Annotated in this window: 19 protein-coding genes and 1 tRNA gene; 14 read left to right on the top strand and 6 right to left on the bottom strand. The window is 67.6% G+C overall.

Going from position 1 to position 20,704, the window contains the following annotated elements:
• Window positions 1-55 precede the first annotated feature (55 nt).
• Genes thyA through OG870_RS24975 form a run of 3 tightly spaced genes read left to right on the top strand, consistent with a single transcriptional unit; the run spans window position 56 to window position 1,922 of the window.
• A complete protein-coding gene (thyA, locus tag OG870_RS24985) occupies window positions 56-952 on the top strand; it encodes a thymidylate synthase (protein ID WP_266588788.1) in 897 nt (298 codons plus the stop codon).
• Window positions 949-1,467: a dihydrofolate reductase gene (locus tag OG870_RS24980; RefSeq protein ID WP_266588786.1), complete on the top strand. Its 519-nt coding sequence runs from the start codon at window positions 949-951 to the stop codon at window positions 1,465-1,467. Before thyA ends, OG870_RS24980 begins: the two co-directional genes overlap by 4 nt.
• The gene (locus tag OG870_RS24975; protein WP_266518475.1) at window positions 1,464-1,922 is read left to right on the top strand and encodes an HIT family protein; all 459 of its coding nucleotides are present in this window, start codon (window positions 1,464-1,466) and stop codon (window positions 1,920-1,922) included. The genes OG870_RS24980 and OG870_RS24975 overlap by 4 nt, the downstream gene beginning before the upstream one ends.
• On the opposite strand, the gene OG870_RS24970 is transcribed toward OG870_RS24975, so the two are convergent.
• Both OG870_RS24970 and OG870_RS24965 read right to left on the bottom strand, forming a co-directional pair.
• Window positions 1,900-2,787 (bottom strand): deoxycytidylate deaminase, encoded by an 888-nt coding sequence (locus OG870_RS24970; RefSeq protein WP_327691462.1) that lies wholly within the window; start codon window positions 2,785-2,787, stop codon window positions 1,900-1,902. The genes OG870_RS24975 and OG870_RS24970 overlap by 23 nt on opposite strands.
• A 15-nt stretch (window positions 2,788-2,802) precedes the next feature.
• Window positions 2,803-3,441, bottom strand: a complete 639-nt coding sequence (locus OG870_RS24965) for an adenylyltransferase/cytidyltransferase family protein (protein WP_266588782.1) — start codon at window positions 3,439-3,441, stop codon at window positions 2,803-2,805.
• Window positions 3,442-3,666: 225 nt separating this feature from the next.
• Here OG870_RS24965 and OG870_RS24960 point away from each other — a divergent pair, with 225 nt between their 5' ends.
• The gene (locus OG870_RS24960; protein WP_266518469.1) at window positions 3,667-4,752 is read left to right on the top strand and encodes a dCTP deaminase domain-containing protein; all 1,086 of its coding nucleotides are present in this window, start codon (window positions 3,667-3,669) and stop codon (window positions 4,750-4,752) included.
• A 119-nt stretch (window positions 4,753-4,871) separates the two neighbouring features.
• Window positions 4,872-4,945, top strand: a tRNA-Gly gene (locus tag OG870_RS24955).
• A gap of 274 nt (window positions 4,946-5,219) precedes the next feature.
• On the opposite strand, the gene OG870_RS24950 is transcribed toward OG870_RS24955, so the two are convergent.
• The 3 genes from OG870_RS24950 to OG870_RS24940 form a co-directional block, all read right to left on the bottom strand.
• Window positions 5,220-6,023: a hypothetical protein gene (locus OG870_RS24950; RefSeq protein ID WP_327691460.1), complete on the bottom strand. Its 804-nt coding sequence runs from the start codon at window positions 6,021-6,023 to the stop codon at window positions 5,220-5,222.
• A 590-nt stretch (window positions 6,024-6,613) separates the two neighbouring features.
• Entirely contained in the window at window positions 6,614-7,141 is a 528-nt protein-coding gene (locus tag OG870_RS24945; RefSeq protein WP_327691459.1) for a hypothetical protein, read from the bottom strand.
• A 331-nt stretch (window positions 7,142-7,472) separates the two neighbouring features.
• The gene (locus OG870_RS24940; protein WP_266588776.1) at window positions 7,473-8,123 is read right to left on the bottom strand and encodes a TetR/AcrR family transcriptional regulator; all 651 of its coding nucleotides are present in this window, start codon (window positions 8,121-8,123) and stop codon (window positions 7,473-7,475) included.
• 146 nt (window positions 8,124-8,269) lie between these two features.
• Between OG870_RS24940 and OG870_RS24935 the strand changes: the two genes are divergently transcribed.
• The 4 genes from OG870_RS24935 (at window position 8,270) to OG870_RS24920 (ending at window position 13,184) form a co-directional block, all read left to right on the top strand.
• Window positions 8,270-9,199, top strand: coding sequence for an MBL fold metallo-hydrolase (locus OG870_RS24935; protein WP_266518464.1), 930 nt, complete (start codon window positions 8,270-8,272; stop codon window positions 9,197-9,199).
• A 129-nt stretch (window positions 9,200-9,328) separates the two neighbouring features.
• Window positions 9,329-10,933 carry an MFS transporter gene (locus tag OG870_RS24930; protein ID WP_327691458.1) on the top strand — a complete coding sequence of 535 codons (1,605 nt, stop codon included), beginning with the start codon at window positions 9,329-9,331 and terminating at the stop codon, window positions 10,931-10,933.
• On the top strand, window positions 10,930-11,874 hold the full coding sequence (locus tag OG870_RS24925; RefSeq protein ID WP_266839148.1) for a fumarylacetoacetate hydrolase family protein: 945 nt from the start codon (window positions 10,930-10,932) through the stop codon (window positions 11,872-11,874). Before OG870_RS24930 ends, OG870_RS24925 begins: the two co-directional genes overlap by 4 nt.
• Window positions 11,875-12,023: 149 nt before the next feature.
• Window positions 12,024-13,184, top strand: coding sequence for a glycosyltransferase (locus OG870_RS24920; RefSeq protein ID WP_266839152.1), 1,161 nt, complete (start codon window positions 12,024-12,026; stop codon window positions 13,182-13,184).
• On the opposite strand, the gene OG870_RS24915 is transcribed toward OG870_RS24920, so the two are convergent.
• Window positions 13,154-14,224, bottom strand: a complete 1,071-nt coding sequence (locus OG870_RS24915) for a phosphotransferase (protein WP_266839155.1) — start codon at window positions 14,222-14,224, stop codon at window positions 13,154-13,156. The genes OG870_RS24920 and OG870_RS24915 overlap by 31 nt on opposite strands.
• Window positions 14,225-14,626: 402 nt before the next feature.
• Between OG870_RS24915 and OG870_RS24910 the strand changes: the two genes are divergently transcribed.
• From OG870_RS24910 to OG870_RS24890, 5 genes are all read left to right on the top strand, one after another.
• Window positions 14,627-15,673, top strand: a complete 1,047-nt coding sequence (locus OG870_RS24910; RefSeq protein ID WP_266518454.1) for a LacI family DNA-binding transcriptional regulator — start codon at window positions 14,627-14,629, stop codon at window positions 15,671-15,673.
• A gap of 129 nt (window positions 15,674-15,802) precedes the next feature.
• Window positions 15,803-17,053 (top strand): sugar ABC transporter substrate-binding protein, encoded by a 1,251-nt coding sequence (locus tag OG870_RS24905; protein WP_327691455.1) that lies wholly within the window; start codon window positions 15,803-15,805, stop codon window positions 17,051-17,053.
• A gap of 20 nt (window positions 17,054-17,073) precedes the next feature.
• The gene (locus tag OG870_RS24900; protein ID WP_266839162.1) at window positions 17,074-18,060 is read left to right on the top strand and encodes a carbohydrate ABC transporter permease; all 987 of its coding nucleotides are present in this window, start codon (window positions 17,074-17,076) and stop codon (window positions 18,058-18,060) included.
• A complete protein-coding gene (locus OG870_RS24895) occupies window positions 18,057-18,881 on the top strand; it encodes a carbohydrate ABC transporter permease (protein WP_327691453.1) in 825 nt (274 codons plus the stop codon). Before OG870_RS24900 ends, OG870_RS24895 begins: the two co-directional genes overlap by 4 nt.
• Window positions 18,882-18,928: 47 nt before the next feature.
• Entirely contained in the window at window positions 18,929-20,665 is a 1,737-nt protein-coding gene (locus OG870_RS24890; RefSeq protein ID WP_266582807.1) for an amylo-alpha-1,6-glucosidase, read from the top strand.
• Window positions 20,666-20,704 lie beyond the last annotated feature (39 nt).

The following is a 20,704-nucleotide window of genomic DNA, read 5'->3' as shown; positions in this document are numbered from 1 at the left end:
AGCATGACCTAGCCCTGGCGCAGAGAATGGAACCGGGCCAAGTGAAGGGAACCTCGTGAAGTATGTCGCGTATGCGGACCGTGCACCGGATTCGCAATATCGTACGATCCTGGGTGCCATCCTGGAACACGGCCTCACGTCACCCACGCGACAAGGCCCCGATGCTCTGACCCTTATGCAGCAGACCATGAGCTTCGAATTGGCAAATGGGTTTCCGATCATCACCGACAGAAGCATCTCCAGGTTCTGGCGCAAACCCATCGGAGAACTCTGCGCATTCATCAACGGGGCGACAACCCTCGATGAACTGGCCGAGTTCGGGTGCGACTGGTGGGGGCCGTGGGCCAGTGACGCGAAGACGTCGCGCCGCGGTCTGCCGCCGGGCGATCTGGGGCCGGGCTCGTACGGTGGGGCGTTCCACGATTTCCCGACCGTGGAAGGCGAGGGCTTCGACCAGTTCAAGCACCTGGTGGAGCAGCTGACGGAGCTTCCGAACGACCGTACTCACTTCGTCAGTCCGTGGATTCCGCAGTACCAGATCCGCGGGGCGGGGAAGATTCCGCAGACGACCATTTCCCCGTGTCACGGCTGGGTCCATGTCAGGGTCCTCGCCGGCCAACTCCATCTGCACATGTTCCAGCGCTCCGGGGACGTTCCCGTCGGTGTCCCGTCCAACATGATTCAGTACGCGGCCCTGCTGTTGATGCTCGAACACCTCACGGGCATTCCCGCCGCGCGCTACTACCACACCATTTCGGACGCCCATGTCTACGAGGACCAGGTCGACAGCGTGAAGGCCATGCTGGACCGGGAACCGCGACGGTTGCCGACGGTGACGCTCAACGAAAGCGGACGCCGGGTGACCGATATCCATGACTTCCGCGGTGAGCATTTCGACCTGTCGGACTACGACCCGCATCCGGCCATCGGTTCCATTCCGGTGGCGACATGAGAAAGTCCTTGATCGTCGCCGCCTCGGAGAACGACGTCATCGGTCAGGACGGAGATCTGCCGTGGCACATACCGGGAGATCTGCGGTACTTCAAGGAAGTCACCCGGGGGCATGCGGTGGTACTCGGACGTCTCACGCATGAGTCGATCGTCGCGCGCCTGGGTCGGCCTCTTCCCGGCCGCACCAGCGTGGTGGTGAGCGCGACCCCGCGCCCGGCCTCGGCGGACGTCCACTGGCAGTCCTCGGTCACGTCCGCCCTGGCCAGGGCGGAGGAGCTGGAGCAGGCGTCCGGAGACGACGAGGTCTTCGTGATCGGCGGGGCCTCCGTCTACCAGCAGGCGCTTCCCAGCATCGACAGGATCTATCTGACGCGTGTGCACGCGCAGGTGGAAGGCGATTCCCGGATGCCGTCGGGGTGGCTGGAGGGCTTCGCACCGACGTCGCGCGTCGACGTCGCCGCCGGGGCAACGACGTGGCCCCACTCGTTCCTGCGTTTCGAAAGGGTGCCCGTGTGACCCTGTACTACTTCGGCAATTGCCGGACCGAAGAGCAACGGGCGGAGATGGAGCGGCTGGACGGAGAGGGCATCTGTCTCTTCTGCCCGGACGTCATCCGCAGCCATGAGAAACAGCAGATCCTGAGGGAGACCGCCCACTGGATGGTCACGCCCAATGAATTCCCGTATGCCGGGACCCGGTTGCATCTTCTGCTCATCCCCAAGGAGCACGTCACCGATCTGCTCGACCTCTCCTCCGACGCCCGCGCCGACTTCTGGGAAGTCCTCGCGTACACGAAGGAGAAGTACGGCATGGACCACTACGGCCTGGGCGCCCGCAACGGCGACTGCCGGTACACGGGCGGGACCATAAGGCATCTGCACGTGCATGTGCTCGTCGGCGAGGGCGAGGTCGCGGCCGATGAGGACTTCACCCCGGTGCGGATGAGATTCAGTTCGTCTCCGGGCCGCTAGCGGCGCCGGCAGCATCACCATGCCCGGGTGTCATGTCGACCCAGATCAGCTCGACGCCGCCCGCACGCAGGATCTCCTCCCCGTCCAGCATCGAGTACGGACCGGCGAAGAAGCACTTCTGGAACCCCGTCTCGACCACGAGCCGTGCACAGGCAGGACAGGGGAACGTGCTGACGTAGAGGTCGGAGCCCGCCAGGCTCAGTCCGTCCCGTGCGGCGCGGGCCACCAGGGATGCCTCCGCGTGGATGGCGGTGGACAGATCCGGCCGGACGCCTCTGCTGAAGTCGTTGCGCGGGTCTCCGTCGATGTACGGCGTGTACTCGGTCGGGTGGTGGTGGTTGTGAGCGGCCCGCAGGACGTGGCCGTCGCGCGCGGCCACCGCGCCCACCTGCCGCCACCAGTCCGAACTGCGCTGCGCCTCCCGCTCCGCCCGGGTCATGAACCGCCGGTCCAGATTCGACCGTGAGATCCGGTAGTCGAATCGGGCGGGCTTCGTCGCACGGCTCCAGTCGCGGTCCCAGCGCAGGAACGTCGACTCGAATCGAAGCTCGGCCTTGCCCGGGAAGGCCGGGAGCTCGACGAGCCGGTGCATCATTTCCTCGTCGGGCAGTACGACGAGTTCGGCGACCACGGCGCCGGCCAGATCAGTCGGCTCGATCACCCGTACACGAGTGTCCGGAACGATCAGGCGGGCATGCTGCGCCGCGCGCTCCGGGCTCAGGCTCCGGATGTCCTTCGCGAGCTTCGGGAAGACCTCGCTGAACTCCCGGCCGAGAATCAGGATCTCGTCGGAGTCCGCATGCCGGTTCAGGAATGCCTCGTAGCCGGCGTGCACCACCGGCAGGTACAGGATCGTCTGCTTCACTGGCGTGCCGGACCTCTACGCGGGGCTGCCGGGTGAGGGGTTTGCAGGCCTCTGACCACTGCCTTCGTCGTCGCCCTGTTCGGTGAGACCCAGTTGGAGGCGGCGCAGGCGGGCCGAGGTGCTCACGGTCGCCATGCGGTCGAGGACCTCGACGCGGACGCAGTACTTCGCCTCAAGATCGGCGATCTCCTCGGCGGTGTAGGTGTCCGCCGTGGCAACCAGCACATCGGGGCGGACGGCGTCGATGAGGGCCCAGCGGGGATGGTCGACCTGCTTCAGGGTGACGAGGCCCACGCCGCGCTGATGTGTCACCATCCGCAGCCGTTCCATTTCTGGTACGGCCGGACGGTTGGGACCCTTCCGCCGCCGGATCTTCTCATCGCTGTCGAGCCCGACGATAAGGAATTCGCCATATTTACGGGCAGCCTCGAGATACATCGAGTGGCCCTCGTGGATAATATCGAAAGAACCACTCGTCAACACGACCCGCATACCCAGAACGCGAAGCGCCTTGACGATTTCCGTGATTTTTTCGTAATTCTCCACGAACCGCAAGTCGAAGTGGGATTCGTCTGCGAATAGGTCTTTACCGAACATGGGATCCTCGCGAATCAAGCCATTGACCCATTGGGCTTTTACTGACCTGCTCGTCATTTCCTCTTGGCCTCATCGGGATCTGTCTGGGGGAAGGCTCGTTAATCACGCATTCTTGTCGAATCTCGAGGTCACCCTACCCCCTCCGACTCCGCGGTAACGCCTCAATGGTAGTCGCGCATCTTACCGTGGTGCCTCCCTGTGAGGGTGCGGCATGCCCGCACGGCCCGTTGCCTCGGTCCGCCCTGACCCGCATGGTCAGGCAAAGCGCCGCAAACTCCTTCCGTGGCAAGCGAGTTCACCGTAAGGTTGGCTCCGCTCCGGACCACCAGAGAAGGTCAGGTAATGGTTGCTGAAAGCGATCGGCGTCCGCACCGTCCAGGCTGCCTCCTCTCCCCACAAGATCTACTCACAGAGCTTCAGACCTCCGAACGCATCTTCCGGTCGGGGTCATGGAAGCCCGAACAGTTGCTGGGCGCAGGCTACTCGGTTCGACTCGGTGACGACCTGCTGGTAATTCCGGACAATCCCGGGGAAGCCAGGTACACGGCAATCAAGGGCGACCAGGTGATGCCCGAGTTCACCCTGGCTCCGGGCGACACCGCGCTGATATCCACGATCGAGAAGTTCTCGTTCGACTTCGACGTCACAGCGACCATCGGCGACAGGTTCGGCCTCGCCGCCAAGGGACTCCTCGTCCTGCACGGCTCGACGGTTCACCCGGGCTACGGGCGTGAATTGGACCCAGAACACGATGGCTGGCGACTGAAGACCAACGAGCGCCTCTATTTCATCGTGGCAAATGTCGGCCCGAAGAACATCACCATGCGGAAGGGCGATGCGATCGCCTATCTGCAGTTCTTCGACATTGAGCGGGCGCCCGAGAATCCCGTGGCCAACGTGGGATTCGACTACTTGAGCACCCTGTTCGGGGCGGGCGAGCACGGGGAGGACGGCGGGCTCTCCTACTTCCGCAACGTCAAGGACCTGCGCGCCGAAATCGACATTCAGCGCCAAAAGGTCGACCGCGAGATCGAGGACATGGGGCGCGCTGTCGAGACCAACCACGCGGAGATGAAGAACCGCGTGACCGACGCCCAGACCGCCGTGGACCGAGTCACCAACACGAGCAACATGATCGTCGTGTTCGGCGTGTTCCTGATCGCGACCACCCTGCTGGGAATCGTGCTCGTGATGCTCGGCGACCTGGTCGACAAGCTCTCCGACCTGGACGTCTGGAAGATCGCCCTGCTCTCCGTGCTGGCAACGCTGTACGCCGTGGCCACGGTCACAGGGGTGGTGCTGGTCGCCCGGGCGGCGGCAAAGGCGATCCAGCCCGGGACGCCGCCGGGCACCACCGACAACGGGTGACGACCCGCCGCCGACGACGAGGCCTGGAGCGCGTGGAGCGCATGGATCCAGGCCTCGTGCTGTGCGGATGGGGTACAGTAGCCGAGCACTTAGACACCGACTCGGTCGGCGTCTGACAGGCGGGTGTAGTTTAGTGGTAGAACATCAGCTTCCCAAGCTGAGAGTGCGAGTTCGATTCTCGTCACCCGCTCCAGAATTTGCCCCCAGGTCAGCGACCTGGGGGTTGTTTGTTGTCTAGTCCAATTCGAGGGTGGCGTGCCCTCCGCGTGCCCTAAGTCGAGGCGAGGGGCCCAATTGGAGGGATTACAGGCGGGCAATCGATCCCCGCGACGACCAATCGTCTCAAATCGCGAGACGCGTTTTGGGTGACCTGGGTCACTCACTTGCCTGTGCTATGTGAAGTCGCCAGTGCAAAGGTGCAGTTGGGTAGGGCTTTCGCTGGGACGTGCCGAGCCGGGCGGTCTGCTTCAGACAGGCAGCAGTTCGAAGATGCGGGTGACTCGCCCCCAGCCAGCCACCAGCGTCGCGGCAAGAACCGCCGCCCCCAGGGTCAACCACGGACGCAGGTCCTGACTCACACCCATCGAGGGCAGCACGTGTGCGGCGCCCGCAGCCGCCGCCATGGCCGCGATGATCGTCATAGCGACATGGGCCGACTCAAGCCACGTGTTCCGCAGCCGCGACACGGGCCGGATGTCCTGGAGCAACTCGGCAGGCAGGAGCGCTGCCTGCCGTCCGCACAAATGATTCTCCGCGATGATGAGCTGCAGCCGAGCCAGCTCCGTCAGAGCCCGCGCCGGGTCAATGTCCACCTGATGCAGCGCCACGCGCTGGGCTCCAGCGACCAGCGCGGCGTGCCGCTTGATCAGCCGGAGCCTGGAGGAGCGTCGCGGAACCGAACCCGCGATGCTGTGCACTTTGAAAAGGCGCTTCTCCACCTGACGACAACTCTGATCTAGATGCCGCAGGGCCTTGGACCGCCCCCGGCCACGAGGCGCCGTGCGGACCTTACCGCCGGCCACGACCGCGTCGATTACTCCCAGGACTAGCCGGTACCGAGCCGTCGAACTCCACCGCATAGCCCAGAACAGGGGCCACAGGACTACGCCGGACATCACGACGAACAGAACCGTCCAGTCGAGAAGGCTGAAGGCCACATCATTCCCGTCCTTGCCCATCCATCGCCAGTGCGCCATCGCCCGCATGCCCCAGGCCCAGTGCAGGCGCGAAACGCCGACCTCCGCCAATACGACCGAGACACGCCAGCTCACCCAGGCACCAAGCCAGCCCCCAACGACGCCGAGCCCGCAGGCTGCCCAGCTCGGATGCCATGACCCGAGAACACCGCGGCCTCTCGAAGCTTCCTCCAACGGGATACCCAGCTTTCCCAAGGCTGCGTCCAGTTCGCTTCTCCGTAATCCTGCCCAGCCATGCCGCTGGCTGGATCGCCTGAGCCAGAGCCTGTGGCGAGCCCACAGACGCACCACCCAACGCTCCAGACGTAAGTCGTCCGACGCCACACGAATCCCCCACCTCAGCTATGCCTCACGTCGTGCGGAGTCGCAGTATGGGCCATCCGATGCTTCCATCACCGAACAAGTCGCTTACGCAATACACCAGTTGATGTGCGGCAACACGGCATCGACGGTTGCGGGGGCGCCCTGACGACGGCCAACTCGGCCGGGCGAGCGGTAACGGCACCTGGACGCAGGGACCGATCAGTCGGATGACTTCAGGAGCGGGACGAATTCGCAACGGAAAAGGCGCGCAGGCTCGGCTGAGGCAGGCAGCAGCCGTACACGTCACCCCTTACGGAATGTCCGCCATTGATCTTGGGGTGTGCTGGTCTGAGGGTTCGGTGTCATGCGGCGTCGGGTGCCCTGGCCCCTCCTGGTCCCGGGCCGGCAAGGCGCGGCTGGGGCGGCCGACTGACGGGCACCTGGGTGAGCCGTGACCGCGTGGGATCGATATGAAGGCGGGCGATGTTGATGAAGTGGAGCCGCGCGGTTTCCATTCGGTCGCGCGCCTCGCCCCAGGACTGCTCATCGAGTGCGACTTGCCGGATGAACTGATCGCTGCACTCCCAGAACACTTCGTCGACCCGGGCTGCGGCGTCGACGACTGCGGGACTGCCGACCAGCCAGACCGTTCCCAAGGCCACGTTCCAAGGCACCCAGTCCACGGGATCACCGTGTTTCCAGGCGCGACGCAGAGCAAGTTGGATTCGGGTGGACTCGGCAACGATCGCCGAGCAGGCGGCGATCTGCTTGTCACGTGCCCAATGAGTGCGTTCGCTGCGGCTTGTGAGCAATGAGCCGGCCACCACACCGATCAAGGCAGTGGCCACCCCGCCCAGAGTGGTGATGGTTGTTGCCCAGTCCAGTGACATCCAGCTTCCCCCCACAACGGCTGGTGTATTGGGCGACTCTGCCCGCCAACCGTGTACCGATATGCACGCGAGTCTTCGCAAGAGCGGCATTTCGGCCATGGTGTCGAGGCAGGCGATGACGGGTCTTCGAAGTTGAGCGGTGCGCTGGCTCGGTCTGCGGACGGGACGTCACAGTTCGTGTTGGGCCGGGGGCCTGACCCTGGATGCAAGATGCACGGGTCCTGCGTGATCATTTCTGTTCTCTCCGCAGAACGATCACGCAGGAGCCATAAGCTTGCTTGATCGACGGGCCCACCGGCCTTCTGCCTCAAGGCGGCGGTGAGGAGAACCGTCAGGGTTCCCCGGCATGCGTTTCGTCGGCAAGAAGGCCCAGCAGGATGATGTCGAGCGCCCCGGCAAGGCGCTCGTGCAGGTCGAAGGGGGCCGGTTCCTCGCGGATCCAGCGCAGGATCGTCGAGAAGTAGCAGGCGGCCAGCAATTGGCCGGCCTGATCGCAGTCGACGCCGGCCCTGATCTCCCCGCTCTGCCGCCCTTGCTCGACGATCCTGGCGAGTTCGATTTCCAGAGATCGGTCCTGCAGAAGGTTGCCGTACCGCGCGGAGGCGTCCATCAGGACAGTGGTCTCGGCGCGGGAGGCGACGTTGAGGTCGGCCATCGCCTTCAGGTAACGGCGCAGCCGGTCGCCGACCGGCAGGTCCTCGGCGTGCTGGGATCCGAGGATCTCGTTGACGCGGGCGCGGCGGCGGGCTCCCCATTCTTCAAGGAACCCGACCTTCTGTGAGAAGTGGTTGAAGACGGTGGCCCGGGCGACGTCGGCGGTTTCGGCGATCTGGTCCATGGTCGTCGCCTCGTACCCCTGGGTGACGAACAAGTGCAGCGCCGCGGCGTAGAGCTGGTCGCGCGCCTGCTGTCGCTTGCGTTCCCGGCGTCCGGTGGGCGGCGCTGCGGGCACGACTTCCACTCCGGCCTCCGGGATCTTCATGGCCTCCAGTACAGCACATGGCTGCACAGGTATTGACGCCATCACACGACCTTCTTAGATTGTCCTCCATTGATGGACTCCAGTCCAACAATATACTTAGGTCTCGCTATCTGTTGCGGGGCGAAACAGGAGGCAACGTGGCTTCCGTGGCATCCCGAACAGGCTGTGTCGAGCTCGGACACGGCTGTTACGCCTGGATCGCGGACACTGTCGGATGGGGCATGAGCAACGCCGGGCTGATCACCGGCCGGGGCGAGTCACTGCTCGTCGACACCCTCTACGACCTGCGGCTGACCAGGACCATGCTCGACGCGCTCACGCCGCTGACCGCCACCGCGCCGATCGCCACCGTGGTCAACACCCACGGCAACGGCGACCACTGGTTCGGCAACCAGCTCGTGGCCCACGCCGAGATCATCGCGGCCCGCGGGTCCGTGGCCGACATGCGGCAGGTGGGTCCGGCCGAGATGCTGGCACTGACCGGTATGGACAGCCCCGCCGGACACTTCGCGCGACGAATCTTCGGCCGCTTCGACTACACCGGCATCGAACCCGCCCTGCCGAACCGGGTCTTCGACGGCGAGACCGTCCTGGACATCGGCGGCACCGAGGTCCGCCTCATCGACGTGGGCCCCGCGCACAGCGCCGGCGACACGATCGTGCACGTGCCGCGGGCCCGGACGGTCTACACCGGCGACATCGTCTTCGCCGGGGCGGCACCGGTCGTCTGGCACGGCCCCTTCACCCGCTGGCTCGCCGCCTGCGACCTGCTGCTCGGCCTCGACGCGGACATCGTCGTACCCGGCCACGGTCCCGTCACCACCAAACAGGCCGTCCGCGAGATCCGCGACTACCTCGAACACGTCCATGAGCAAGCCACCGCCCGGTTCACCGCCGGCATGCCGGCCATGGACGCGGCCCGCGACATCCGCCTCGGCCGCTTCGCGGACCTGCACGAGAGCGAACGCCTCGCCGTCAACGTGCACACCGTCTACCGGGAGCTCGACCCCACCCTGCCCCCGCTCGACGGCCCCGGGCTTTTCGGCTGCATGGCCGAGCTCTGTACCCGCGTCTGACGACGCTCCCCCGCTCGCCCTGACGAGGCCCCGCCCTCCGCGACCGGCGCACCGCCCCCTCCGGCGCGCCCAACTCCCCGCATTCCCCCTTCGGGCCGCACGTCCCGCCAACCCCTCCAAGGAGGAGACATGGTCTCCGTCCCCGCCTACGACCCATCCACCGCCCTGACGTCGTCCGACACCCCACCGGCCGCCACGGCACGCCACACCCGCACGATCATTGCCGGCTGTCTGGCCGTCTGCCTGGCCCAGATCGGACTGGTCCTGCCCGCCGCGATCAACGGCGTCATGCAGCGCACCCTCCATGCCTCCGGCGGAGAACTGACCTGGATCAGTGACGCCTTCCTGGTGCCCGCCGCCGTCCTCGCGCTGACCTTCGGCGTCGTGGGCGACCTGTACGGCCGTAAGAAACTGGTGGTGGGCGCGGCGCTGCTGTCCGCCATCGGCTACCTGGTGTCCGCCACCTCCCACTCGGCAGCCCAGTTGATCACCGGGCAGGCGATCTCCGGCATCGGAGCCGCCGCGCTCTTCCCCGCCTCCCTGTCCATGATCACCGCGATCACGACCACCCCGGCCGCGCGAGCCAAGGGGCTGGCCTCCTGGACCACGGCCCTGTCGCTCGGCGCCTTCCTCGCCCCGCTGATGTCCGGCGGGATCGTCGAACACGCCTCCTTCCAGTGGGCGTTCGGCGTGATCGGCGTGCTCGCCGTGATCACCGCGGTGGGTGCCTGGCTGCTGGCCGCCGAGTCCAGCGCCCCCGAGGGCCGCTCCCTCGACTGGCCGGGCCAGATCGCCATCGCCGTGGCTATGCTCGCCCTGCTGTACGGCATCATCCAAGGCCCCTCCGACGGCTGGAGCTCAGCGCCCGTCGTCGCGTCCTTCGTCGCCTTCGCCGTGTTCATCGCCGCGTTCGTGCTGGTGGAGAGGCGCAGCGCGGCCCCGATGCTGCGTCTGGAGCTGTTCCGCATCCCGGCCTTCGCCGCGTCGGCCGCGATGGCGGTGATCGGCATGTTCGGCTTCCTCGGCGGCGCGTACGACCTGAGCATCCGCCTCGGCGTCATCCAGCACCAGGGCCCCTTCCAGGCCGCGGTGCCCTTCCTGATCATCCAGGGCGTCACCCCGCTCATCTGGCCGCTGCTCGTCCGGCTGCTGCACCGGGTGGGCCCCGGCCCCATGCTCGTCACCGGGTTCGTCTCGCTGGCCGGCGCCCAACTGTGGCTGTGGGCGGTGCCGATCCACGAAAGCGGCCTGATACCCCTGCTCGGACCGCTGGTGCTCAACGGTGTCGGCTTCGGTCTGGTCGTCGCCGCCCTCACCGCCGCCGCCGTCAACGTCGTACCGCCCACCCTGACCGGCATGGCGGGCGCCACCACCAGCCTGGTCCGCGACCTCGGCCAGACCCTCGGCCCCGCCATCGTCGGCGCCGTCGCCCTCGGCATGGCCGCACGTCAGATCACCGGCAGCCTCGCCGACGCGGGCCTGACCCCCAAGGAGCACGGCATCGCCTCCGCCGTCCTGCACGAGGGCGGCCCGCTCGCCCTGCACAGCGCCGACCTCGGTCCGCTCAGCGCCAAGCTCGCCCCGTACACCACGGACGCACTCGCCCACGGCTACAACAACGGACTGATCCTCACCGCCGTCGCCTGTATCTCCGCCGCCGTGATCGCCGCCGTCTTCGTCGGCTTCGGGCGCAGCGGCACGCTGTCGGTCGAGACCGAGGGGAGCGCGGCATGAGGTTCGCGACCTTCGTGCACGACGGGAAACGGCAGCCGGGAGTTGTCGCCGGCGACCAGGTCCACCCGTTCGAACACCCCGGCGAACTGCTGGATCTGGTCTTGGAGGGCGAGCAGTCCCTGCGCGGGGCGGGCGAACGCGCCCTGACCGGCTCCCTGCCGCTGCCCCTGGCCGACGTACGGCTGCTGCCACCGCTGCGACCGCCGACCGTACGTGACTACATGACCTTCGAGGGCCATGTCGCGGGCATCGCCCAGGGATACGGCGACACCGTCCCCGACGAGTGGTACGAAGCCCCCGCGTTCTACTTCACCAACCCGTACTCGGTGATCGGCGCCCACGACGACGTGCCGGTGCCGCCGGGTTGCGCACGCTTCGACTTCGAACTCGAAGTGGCCGCCGTCATCGGCAAGCCCGGCCGGGACCTGACCCCCGAGAAGGCACGCGAACACATCCTCGGCTACACGATCCTCAACGACTGGTCCGCCCGCGACCTGCAGGGCCGCGAGATGAAGGTCAAGCTCGGCCCGGCCAAGGCCAAGGACACCGCAACCACCCTCGGCCCCTGGCTCGTCACCGCCGACGAACTCGAACCCCACCGCAACCCGGAAGGCTTCCTCGACCTCGCCCTGACCGTCCAGGTCAACGGCGAGACCGTCGGCCAGGACCAACTGGCCAACATGGCCTGGACGTTCGAGGAGATGGCGGCGTACGCCTCCCGCGGCACCTGGATCCGCCCCGGCGACGTCCTGGGCTCCGGCACCTGCGGCAACGGCGGCTGCCTGGCCGAACTCTGGGGCCGCGGCGGCACCTTCGAACCCCCGCCGCTCGTCCCCGGCGACATCGTCACCATGACGGTCGAGGGCATCGGCACCATCAGCAACACCGTCATCGAGGGCGTCGCCCCGGTGCCCGTGCCATCCGCCCGCCGCAGGCAGTGACACCGTAAGTGACCCCGTACCGGCTGGAATCGACCCGGAGCGACGGCTCTCCCCAGCCCGAAGCCGCCTACCTGCCCCGCTACCTCCCCACCGTCCTCGCCTCCCTCTCACGGTAGGAGGAGACCAGCGGTGAGCAGGGGGAGGTGATCGTGGTCGACAACGCCTCCACCGACGCCACCGCCCACATGGCCGCCACCTTCGGCGTCCGGGTGATCAGCGAGAGCGTCCGCAGCATCGGCCGGGTCCGCAACAGTGCTGCGGCCGCCGCCCACGGCCGGCGGCTGTTCTTCACGGATGCCGATGTCGCGCTGCCCATGGAAGCGATCACCGCGGCAGCGGCCGCGATGGACACCGGGGCCGTCGGCGGTGCCATCCCGCCCCTCTACACACCCAAGCGGCTCGGGGCACGCCTCCTGTGCGCTTACTGGGACCACTACCGCACTGCCCACGGCGGCGCGCAGGGCGTCGCCCAATTCGCCACCGCCTTCAAGGAGGTGGGCGGGTATCAAGACGACCTGTTCATGAGCGAGGACGTCGACTTCTTCGCCCGCCTGACCGCCCACGGCCGTGCCACCGCAGCCCCGGTCGCGATCCTGGACGACCTGCGCGTACGCCAGGCCCGACCCACCGCACTCATCGCGGGCATCCTGCACTCCGTGTCGAAGACCGGACTCGGAGTCCTCGCCGGCCACCCGCACCATGGTCTGGCCGTCTCCGAATTCGTCCGCCGACGAGCACCACAGACCGACGGAACACATCTCGCCGTCCTGCACCCGCCGTTCGCACCACCCCAGCCGAGCCACCCCATGACGCGAACCAGGTCAGTGCTCATGGTCAACCCGATCCCCGCGAAGGGCTCCGACCTCATGCACCAGCTCATCCGCGCCATGCCGGAACAGCACTTCACCCTGGTCGAAGGCTGGTGGAACACCGCGGACCAGTTCACCGCCTACCCCAACACGACCTTCGTCGCGCGGGTCTACGACATGAACCCCCTCTACCGCAGCCACCGCCTTCTGCTGGTGCCCTCCACGGTGGAGGACGCATTCCCCCGGGTGATCATCGAAGCCGCGCTGCACGGGACGCCAAGCATCGGCACCGACCGGGGCGGCATCCCCGAAGCCATCGGCCCGGCCGGAATCGTCCTGCCTCACACGGCAGGACCACAGGCGTGGGCGGACGCCATCCGCACCGCCGACCACGCCTTGGGAGAACAGGCCCGGCAGCACGCGGCAAGCTTCACCCGGCCGCGTCTGCCGGACCTCGAAACCCTCGGGATCTATCCGGCGACGAACACGTCCTCGACCTGATCCAGCCGGTCCGACCACCAGTGCAACAACGCCTCGTCCGCGGTGAACAGCTCATCGCAGGAGAAGTCACCGCGGTCGTAGTGGAACTCCAGCTGCCAGAAGTCCGTCATCCGCTTCCACCACAGCCGGCGAACACCATCCGCGAGCGCAGTGTCCTCCAGCGGCATCACGGACCGGTACCCGCCGACGAACGCCGAGACGCGCGCGAGGTCGAACACCCCGTCCACCCCGAACTGCACCTGCGCGGTCCGCACGACCTCTTCCGCGTACGGGCGCACTCCGACCCGGTCCCAGTCCAGGACGGCGGCAAGCTTCTCGCCCTCCCACAGCAGGTTCCGGTACTGGACGTCACCATGCGTCCACCCGTGCGCACCTTCAGGGGTCGCCTGCCGCGGGCAGCGGTCGGCGTGCTCGGCGATCAGCTCCCGACGTTGATCAAGAGCGGCGACGGCCGCCACGTCGAAGGCGCTGCCGGTCCCCTTGTCGGCCACTGCCGCGGTGAGGCGGTGCGACTTCTCAACAGCCTGCTCCGGCGACGTGACCTCCGCAGTGACCGCATCGGGCACGACGGGCAGCAAGCCTCGGCCACAGGCCCGGCCCAGGCTCACATGCAGACGACCCAGCTGAACGCCCAGTGATGCCGCCTGGGACAGGCTGAGATCAATACCCCGGACATGAGCACCGGCCGCCCACGGGAACAGGCACCAGACGCCGCCACCCACCTCCGCGACCAGTGAACCGGCAGAGGTGGTGACAGGAGCACTGACCGGGATGCCGTCGCCGGCGAGCGCAGCAAGCACGCCGAGGTTTCGGCTCAGCCGGTCAAGTGACACGTCGGTGACCCGCTTGAGAGCGAATGGCCCGACCGGAGTGTCGACCTTCCAGTTCACGTTCATCAGCCCGTCGGCGAGGTAGCGGCGCTCCCTCACTTCTTCGATCCCGAAGGCGTCTGCCAGCTCGGCGAGGACGCTGCCGGGCATGTCAGTCCGGTCGGCCCGGGTCGCATCAGTCACCCGGAAGACGATACGTGGGCACAACATGGGCACAGCACACCCAGACATGAGGATCGTGCGCCTCATCCCATCTGAGGTGACGGCGGTAAGTCGTCCACAAGTCTCCCTGAACAGGGCTGTCCGGAACGGTCCCCCGTCACCGGACGGATCGCTTCATCGAACCGGTTCGCAGGAACCTAGCAGCGAGGAAAACCCTCAGCAATATCTCTGACGCAAGCGGAGTCCGCAGATCATCCGGGTTACAGGATTGTTTCGAGAAGTTTCGCCGCAGGCGTTGACAACCCTCTGGGGCGTTCTTATCTTCGCTTCACCGAACCGGTTCGACGACCGGTGGTCGTTGACTTTTCACCGCAGTACCCACTCCCAGCACCTACACGGCCGGACCTTCCGTTTCACGGAACATCGAATCGGTTCGAGCAAGGAGTCGCCGTGAACATCGGTGAGATCGCCCGGCGAGCCGGTGTCTCGCGCTCCACCGTCTCGTACGCGCTGAGCGGCAAGCGTCCCGTGTCGGACGACACCCGCCAGAAGATCCAGGAAGTCATCGACGAGCTGGGCTACCGGCCCAACGCCAGTGCGCGAGCCCTGGCCAACGGCCGGACCAGCACGATCGGTCTGGTCTTCCCGCCGGCCGGGAACCACTACACGGGCATGCAGCTGGACTTCATCGGCAGTGTGGTGGAGGCCGCCGCGGCCTACGACTACGACGTGCTGCTGTCCCCGAGCGGTGTGGACAGTGACCGCTCGTTCCAGCGGCTGCTGGGGGAGCGGCGGGTCGACGGGGCGATCCTGATGGAGATCAGGCTGGAGGACGACCGGATCGATCATCTGGCCGACCTGGACTTCCCCTCCATCGCCATCGGCCGCACCGCCCATCCGGAAAGCGGCTGGTGGGTCGGCCTGGACCACACCGCACTCGCCGCGGCGTGCGTGCACCACCTGGCGGACCTCGGCCACAGCCGGATCGCCCTCGTCAACCGGCCCGAGCAGCTGCTGCGGGCCGGGTACGAGTCCGCGCACCGCGGGCTGGAGGGCTTCACCAAGGCCGCGGCCGAGCGCGGGCTGACGGTGCGGACGTACTGTTGCGGGGACGACGCCGCCTCCGGCCAGGCATGCCTGGAACAGATCCTGCATGACGATCCGGCCACCACCGGCCTGGTCACGCTGAACGAGGCCGCGCTGGGCGGCCTCTACCGGGGTCTCGCCCAGGCCGGCCGGCATGTCCCGCGCGACTTCTCCGTCACCGGGGTCGTCGCCGGCCGGTGGGCGGAGACGGTGACCCCGCAGCTCACCGCGGCGGACGTACCGGCGGAGGAGATGGGCCGGCGCGCCGTCGACCTGCTGGTGGAGCGGCTCGGCCATCCCGGCGCTCCACCCCGGCACCATCTCCTGGCGCCGCCGATCTCCCTGCGGGCGAGTACAGGGCCCGCGCAAGCCACGCCCACCGCGGGCGACGGGCCCGCCACCACCCTCTGACCTACCCCATCCACGCCCACCGCCCCACACCACCCGACGAACTGCTCAGCGGCGCCGTTCTCCGTGCCCGCCTCTCCTCCCCACCCCGTGCCTCGGCACCCGCATGCCCAAAAGCAAAGGAACCCTGCCATGCACAGCTCTTCCAGACAGCGCCGTCTGACCGTCGCGGCCCTGACCGCTCTGGCCGTGGCCGCCGGTGCCACCGCCTGCTCCTCCGGCTCTGGCAGCGCGGACACCAAGGGCGCCGGCAGCGGCACGTACACCATCTGGGACCCCTACCCGCAGTTCGACAAGACCTCGTCCTGGGCCCAGGTGCTGGACACCTGCGGCAAGGGCGCCGCCGTGAAGATCAAGCGGACTGCGTTCGACACCAGTGACCTGACGAACAAGACGCTGCTCGCGGCGCAGCAGGGCAACTCCCCGGACGTACTGATCGTCGACAACCCCGTGGTGTCGACGCTGGCGGAGGCGGGCGTGCTCACCACGACCGACGACAACAAGATCGACACCTCCAAGGTCGACCCCAACCTGCTCGCCGCCGGCCAGTCGGGCGGCAAGACCTACGGCACACCGATCGGCGCCAACACCCTCGCCCTCTACTACAACAAGAAGGTCCTGAAGGCGGCCGGCGTGGACATCGCCTCGGTCAAGGACTGGAAGTCGCTGACCGCAGCGCTCGCCAAGGTCAAGCAGGCGGGGAAGAAGGGCATTACGTTCTCGGCGATCGGCACGGAGGAGGGCAGCTTCCAGTTCCTGCCCTGGTTCTGGGGCTCGGGCGCGAAGCTGACCAAGCTCGACTCGCCTCAGGGCGTCTCGGCGCTGTCGCTGTGGAAGAACTGGCTGAAGCAGGGCTACGCGCCCAACTCGGTCATCAACAACACCCAGACCACCAGCTGGCAGGAGTTCGCGAGCGGCGACTACGCGTTCGCCGAGAATGGCACCTGGCAGCTCGCAGCCGCCGACAAGGGCGGCCTCGACTACGGCGTCCTGCCCATCCCTGCCGCCGCGGGAGGCAACGCCTCCGCCCCCACCGGCGGCGAGTTCGTCACCGTCCCGGTCCAGAAGGACACCGGCCGCTACACCACCTCGCAGAAGCTGGTCTCCTGCCTGACCGGCGACGAGAACCTGAACTTCACCGACAAAACGCTGTCCTACGTGGCCCCCACCGGCACCGTCCAGGCCAAGCAGAAGGCGGCCAACGCGGAGCTGACGCCGTGGATCGAGGCGGTCAAGGCGGCCAAGGGACGCACCAGCGACGACCTCGGCACCAAGTACCCCAAGATCTCCGAGCAGATGTGGAAGGCCGTCCAGTCCGCCCTCAGCGGGTCCCAGTCACCCAAGGACGCGATGGTCGCGGCCCAGGCCGCCGCCGCCAAGTAGCAAGGACTCCCGGACCTCAGATGAACCGCACCACACAGCTGCCGGAGCGGCGGCCGGTGCGCGACCGGAGCGGGGCGGCCAGCGCCGCCCCGCCCCCGGCCCGCGCTGCCCACCGGCGCCGTCGCCCCACCTCCACCCAGTGGGCCGCCTGGGGATTCCTCGCCCCGGTCACCGTCTACCTGGCCCTCTTCTACGCCTATCCGCTCTACCGCAACATCGACCTGAGCCTGCGGAACTACACCGTCCGCTCGTTCGTCCAGGGCGACGCGCCGTTCACGGGCCTCGCGAACTACCGCACCGTGTTCGACAACCCGACCTTCGCCCCGGCCCTGCTGCACACCGCGGTCTTCACCGCCGTCTGTCTGGTCTTCCAGTACGCCATCGGGCTGGCCCTCGCGGTCTTCTTCCACCAGCACTTCCGGCTGTCGGCCACCCTGCGCGCCCTGTTCCTGGTGCCCTGGCTGCTGCCGCTGATCGTCTCCGCCTCCACCTGGTCGTGGATGCTCAACAGCGACTCAGGAATCGTCAACGCCGTCCTGCACGCCGTCGGCATCGGGCCGGTGAACTGGCTGACCTCGCCGTCCTGGTCGCTGACCTCGGTGATCATCGCGAACATCTGGATCGGCGTCCCCTTCAACCTGGTCGTCCTCTACAGCGGCCTGCAGTCCATCCCCGCCAGCCTGTACGAGGCCGCCGCCCTCGACGGGGCGGGTGCCTGGCGCCGGTTCTGGAGCATCACCTTCCCGCTGCTGCGCCCGGTGTCGGCGATCACCCTGCTCCTTGGGCTGGTCTACACGCTCAAGGTCTTCGACATCATCTGGATCATGACCAAGGGTGGTCCGGCCGACTCGTCCACCACCTTCGCCACCTGGTCCTACCAGCTCGGCTTCGGCAACCTGCTGCCCGCCTTCGGCCCCGGCGCGGCCGTCGGCAACCTGCTCGTCGTCGCCGCCCTCGTCTTCGGCCTGGTCTATCTGAAGGTCCAGCGAAAGCAGACGCTGTCATGAACACAGGCACCAGCCGCACAGGTTGGAAGACGGCCGTCGGCCTGCTGCTGACCGCAGCAATGCTCTTCCCGGTCTACTGGATGCTCAACGTGTCCTTCACCCGGGACCAGGACATGCGCAAGTCCCCGCCGGACCTGCTGCCGCTGCACGGCACCCTGGCCGGCTACCGCGCCGTCCTGGACGAGCAGCTGCCGTATCTGGGCACCAGCCTCGTCGTCGCCCTGGGCACCGTCGTCCTGACCGTGGTCCTGGCCGCCCCCGCCGGCTATGCACTAGCGAAACTCCGCCCGCGCGGCGGCGGCCTGCTGACCTTCGTCCTGCTGGCCGCGCAGATGATCCCCGGCATCATCATGGCGATGGGCTTCTACGCCATCTACCTCCAGCTGGGCCTGCTCCAGTCCGTGCCCGGCCTGATCGTCGCCGACTCCACCCTGGCCGTCCCCTTCGCGGTGCTGATCTTCACCGCGTTCATGTCCGGCATCCCCGGCGAACTGCTCCAGGCCGCGCAGATGGACGGAGCCGGCATCCTGCGCACCTTCTGGTCCATCGTCCTGCCGACGAGCCGCAACGCCGTCGTCACGGTGTCGCTGTTCGCCTTCCTGTGGTCCTGGTCCGACTTCGTCTTCGCCAACACCCTGGTCAACGGCGGCACGCACGAGCCGATCACCCTCGGCATCTACCACTACATCGGCAACAACAACCAACAGTGGAACGCCATCATGGCCACCGCCGTCGTCGCCTCCCTGCCCGCCACGGTGATCCTCGTCCTCGCCCAGCGCTACGTCGCCGCCGGCGTGACCGCCGGCGCCGTCAAGGACTGACCAAGACCACCGTCGGTCACCCCTGCAGAAGAAACGAGTCACGCCCCATGACCGCCGCCCGATCCGGCCCGGCCTTCTCCCTCCATGACGTCCCGTTCAGCACGCACGGCTCCTGGTTCGGCATATCACCCGTGCTCGCGGAGAAGACCCGAGCCGAGGACCTCCACCTCGTCTCGCACCAGAACGGCATGCACGCGATCCTGCGCTTCACGCCCCTCGACACCACGACGGGCGAGCGCGCGGGGACCCGCGTCGAGGCGACTCCGGGCCTGCTCAGCTGGACCGGTGAGCAAGGGCGCGTAGCCCTCGCCTACGCCTCACCGGACACCGTCCGCCTCCGCGGCGAAGGACTCGGCCTGCGCATCGACGCGGCGGCGGACGCCCTGACCCCCTTCACGGGCACCTACTTCTACCGCGACCCGGTGGACGGAGCGTACGTGTTCACCTCGTACGAGACCGGGCGCCGTTACCGGGTCACCGTGCTGTCGGGTTCCGTCGCCGAGGGGTCCGGCAGTCAGGCCCTCGGTACAGGTGAACGAGGCGTCACCGTCACCGCAGACCCCGGCGGAGTCTGGGAAGCGGCCATCGAGGAACTGGACAGCGCACGCCTCCCCTACACGTCCTCGGAGACGTTCGACGCCGTCGTGGCGACCGCGGAGCACGCCTTCGCCACGTTCGTCGACGCGGTGGCCCCCTGGCGCTCGTCCGCCACGCCGGCCGCCGAACTCGCCGCCTACGTCATGTGGTCGGCGACGGTCCGCCCGGCCGGCCTGGTCACCCGGCCCGCGGTGCTGATGTCCAAGCACTGGATGGACAAGGTCTGGAGCTGGGACCACTGCTTCAACGCCCTCGCCCTGGCGCCCGGTGCCCCCGCCCTGGCGCGGGACCAGTTCTCCCTGCCCTTCGACCACCAGGACGAGACCGGAGCCCTTCCCGACTCGGTCACCCACTCCGAGGTCCTCTACAACTTCGTCAAACCGCCCATCCACGGCTGGACCCTGTCCCACCTGCGCAGACGGCTTCCCGAGCCCCTCAGCCGGACCGAACTGGCCGAGATCTACGGCAGGCTGGCACGGTGGACGGACTTCTGGCTGACCGCCCGCCGCGCGCCTGGCGCAGCCCTGCCCCACTACCAGCACGGCAACGACAGTGGCTGGGACAACGCCACCACCTTCGACCCCGAGCGCGTGGTCGTCACCGCTGACCTGGCCGCCTTCCTCATACTCCAGCTCCGCGAACTCGCCCGGCTGGCCACCGAACTGGACCTGTCCGACGAGGCCCGGCGCTGGACCCGTACCGCCGACGCGACCCAGGCCGCGATGCTCGACGAGCTGTGGACGGGAGAGCGGTTCGTGGCCCGCGGCGTCGACAGCACCGCGACCTGGGACAGCTCCAGCCTGCTGGACCTGATGCCGATGGCACTGGGCGAGCACCTGCCCGAGAACATCGGCAAAACCCTGGCCGCCCGGATAGAGACCCACCTGACCCCCTACGGACTGGCCACCGAACAGCCCGCCTCACCGCACTACCTCGCCGACGGCTACTGGCGCGGCCCGATATGGGCACCCTCCACCGTCCTCATCGAAGACGGTCTGCGCCGCGCCGGCCATCAGCGCCTCGCGGACGACATCAGCGCCCGCTTCCGCGCGCTGTGCGAGACCAACGGCTTCGCCGAGAACTTCGACGCCCTCACCGGAACGGGTCTGCGCGACCGCGCCTACACCTGGACCGCCAGCAGCTACCTCCTCCTCGCCGAAGCACACGCCCACCGGGACAGCCGCTGACCGGCCGTCTCCCCACAGCCCCGGGACCTTTCCGGTCCC

The organism is Streptomyces sp. NBC_00461, from assembly GCF_036013935.1.
Lineage (GTDB): Bacteria > Actinomycetota > Actinomycetes > Streptomycetales > Streptomycetaceae > Streptomyces.
The sequence above is the reverse complement of the archived record's forward strand: the minus strand, read 5'-3'. Positions and strand labels throughout refer to the sequence as shown.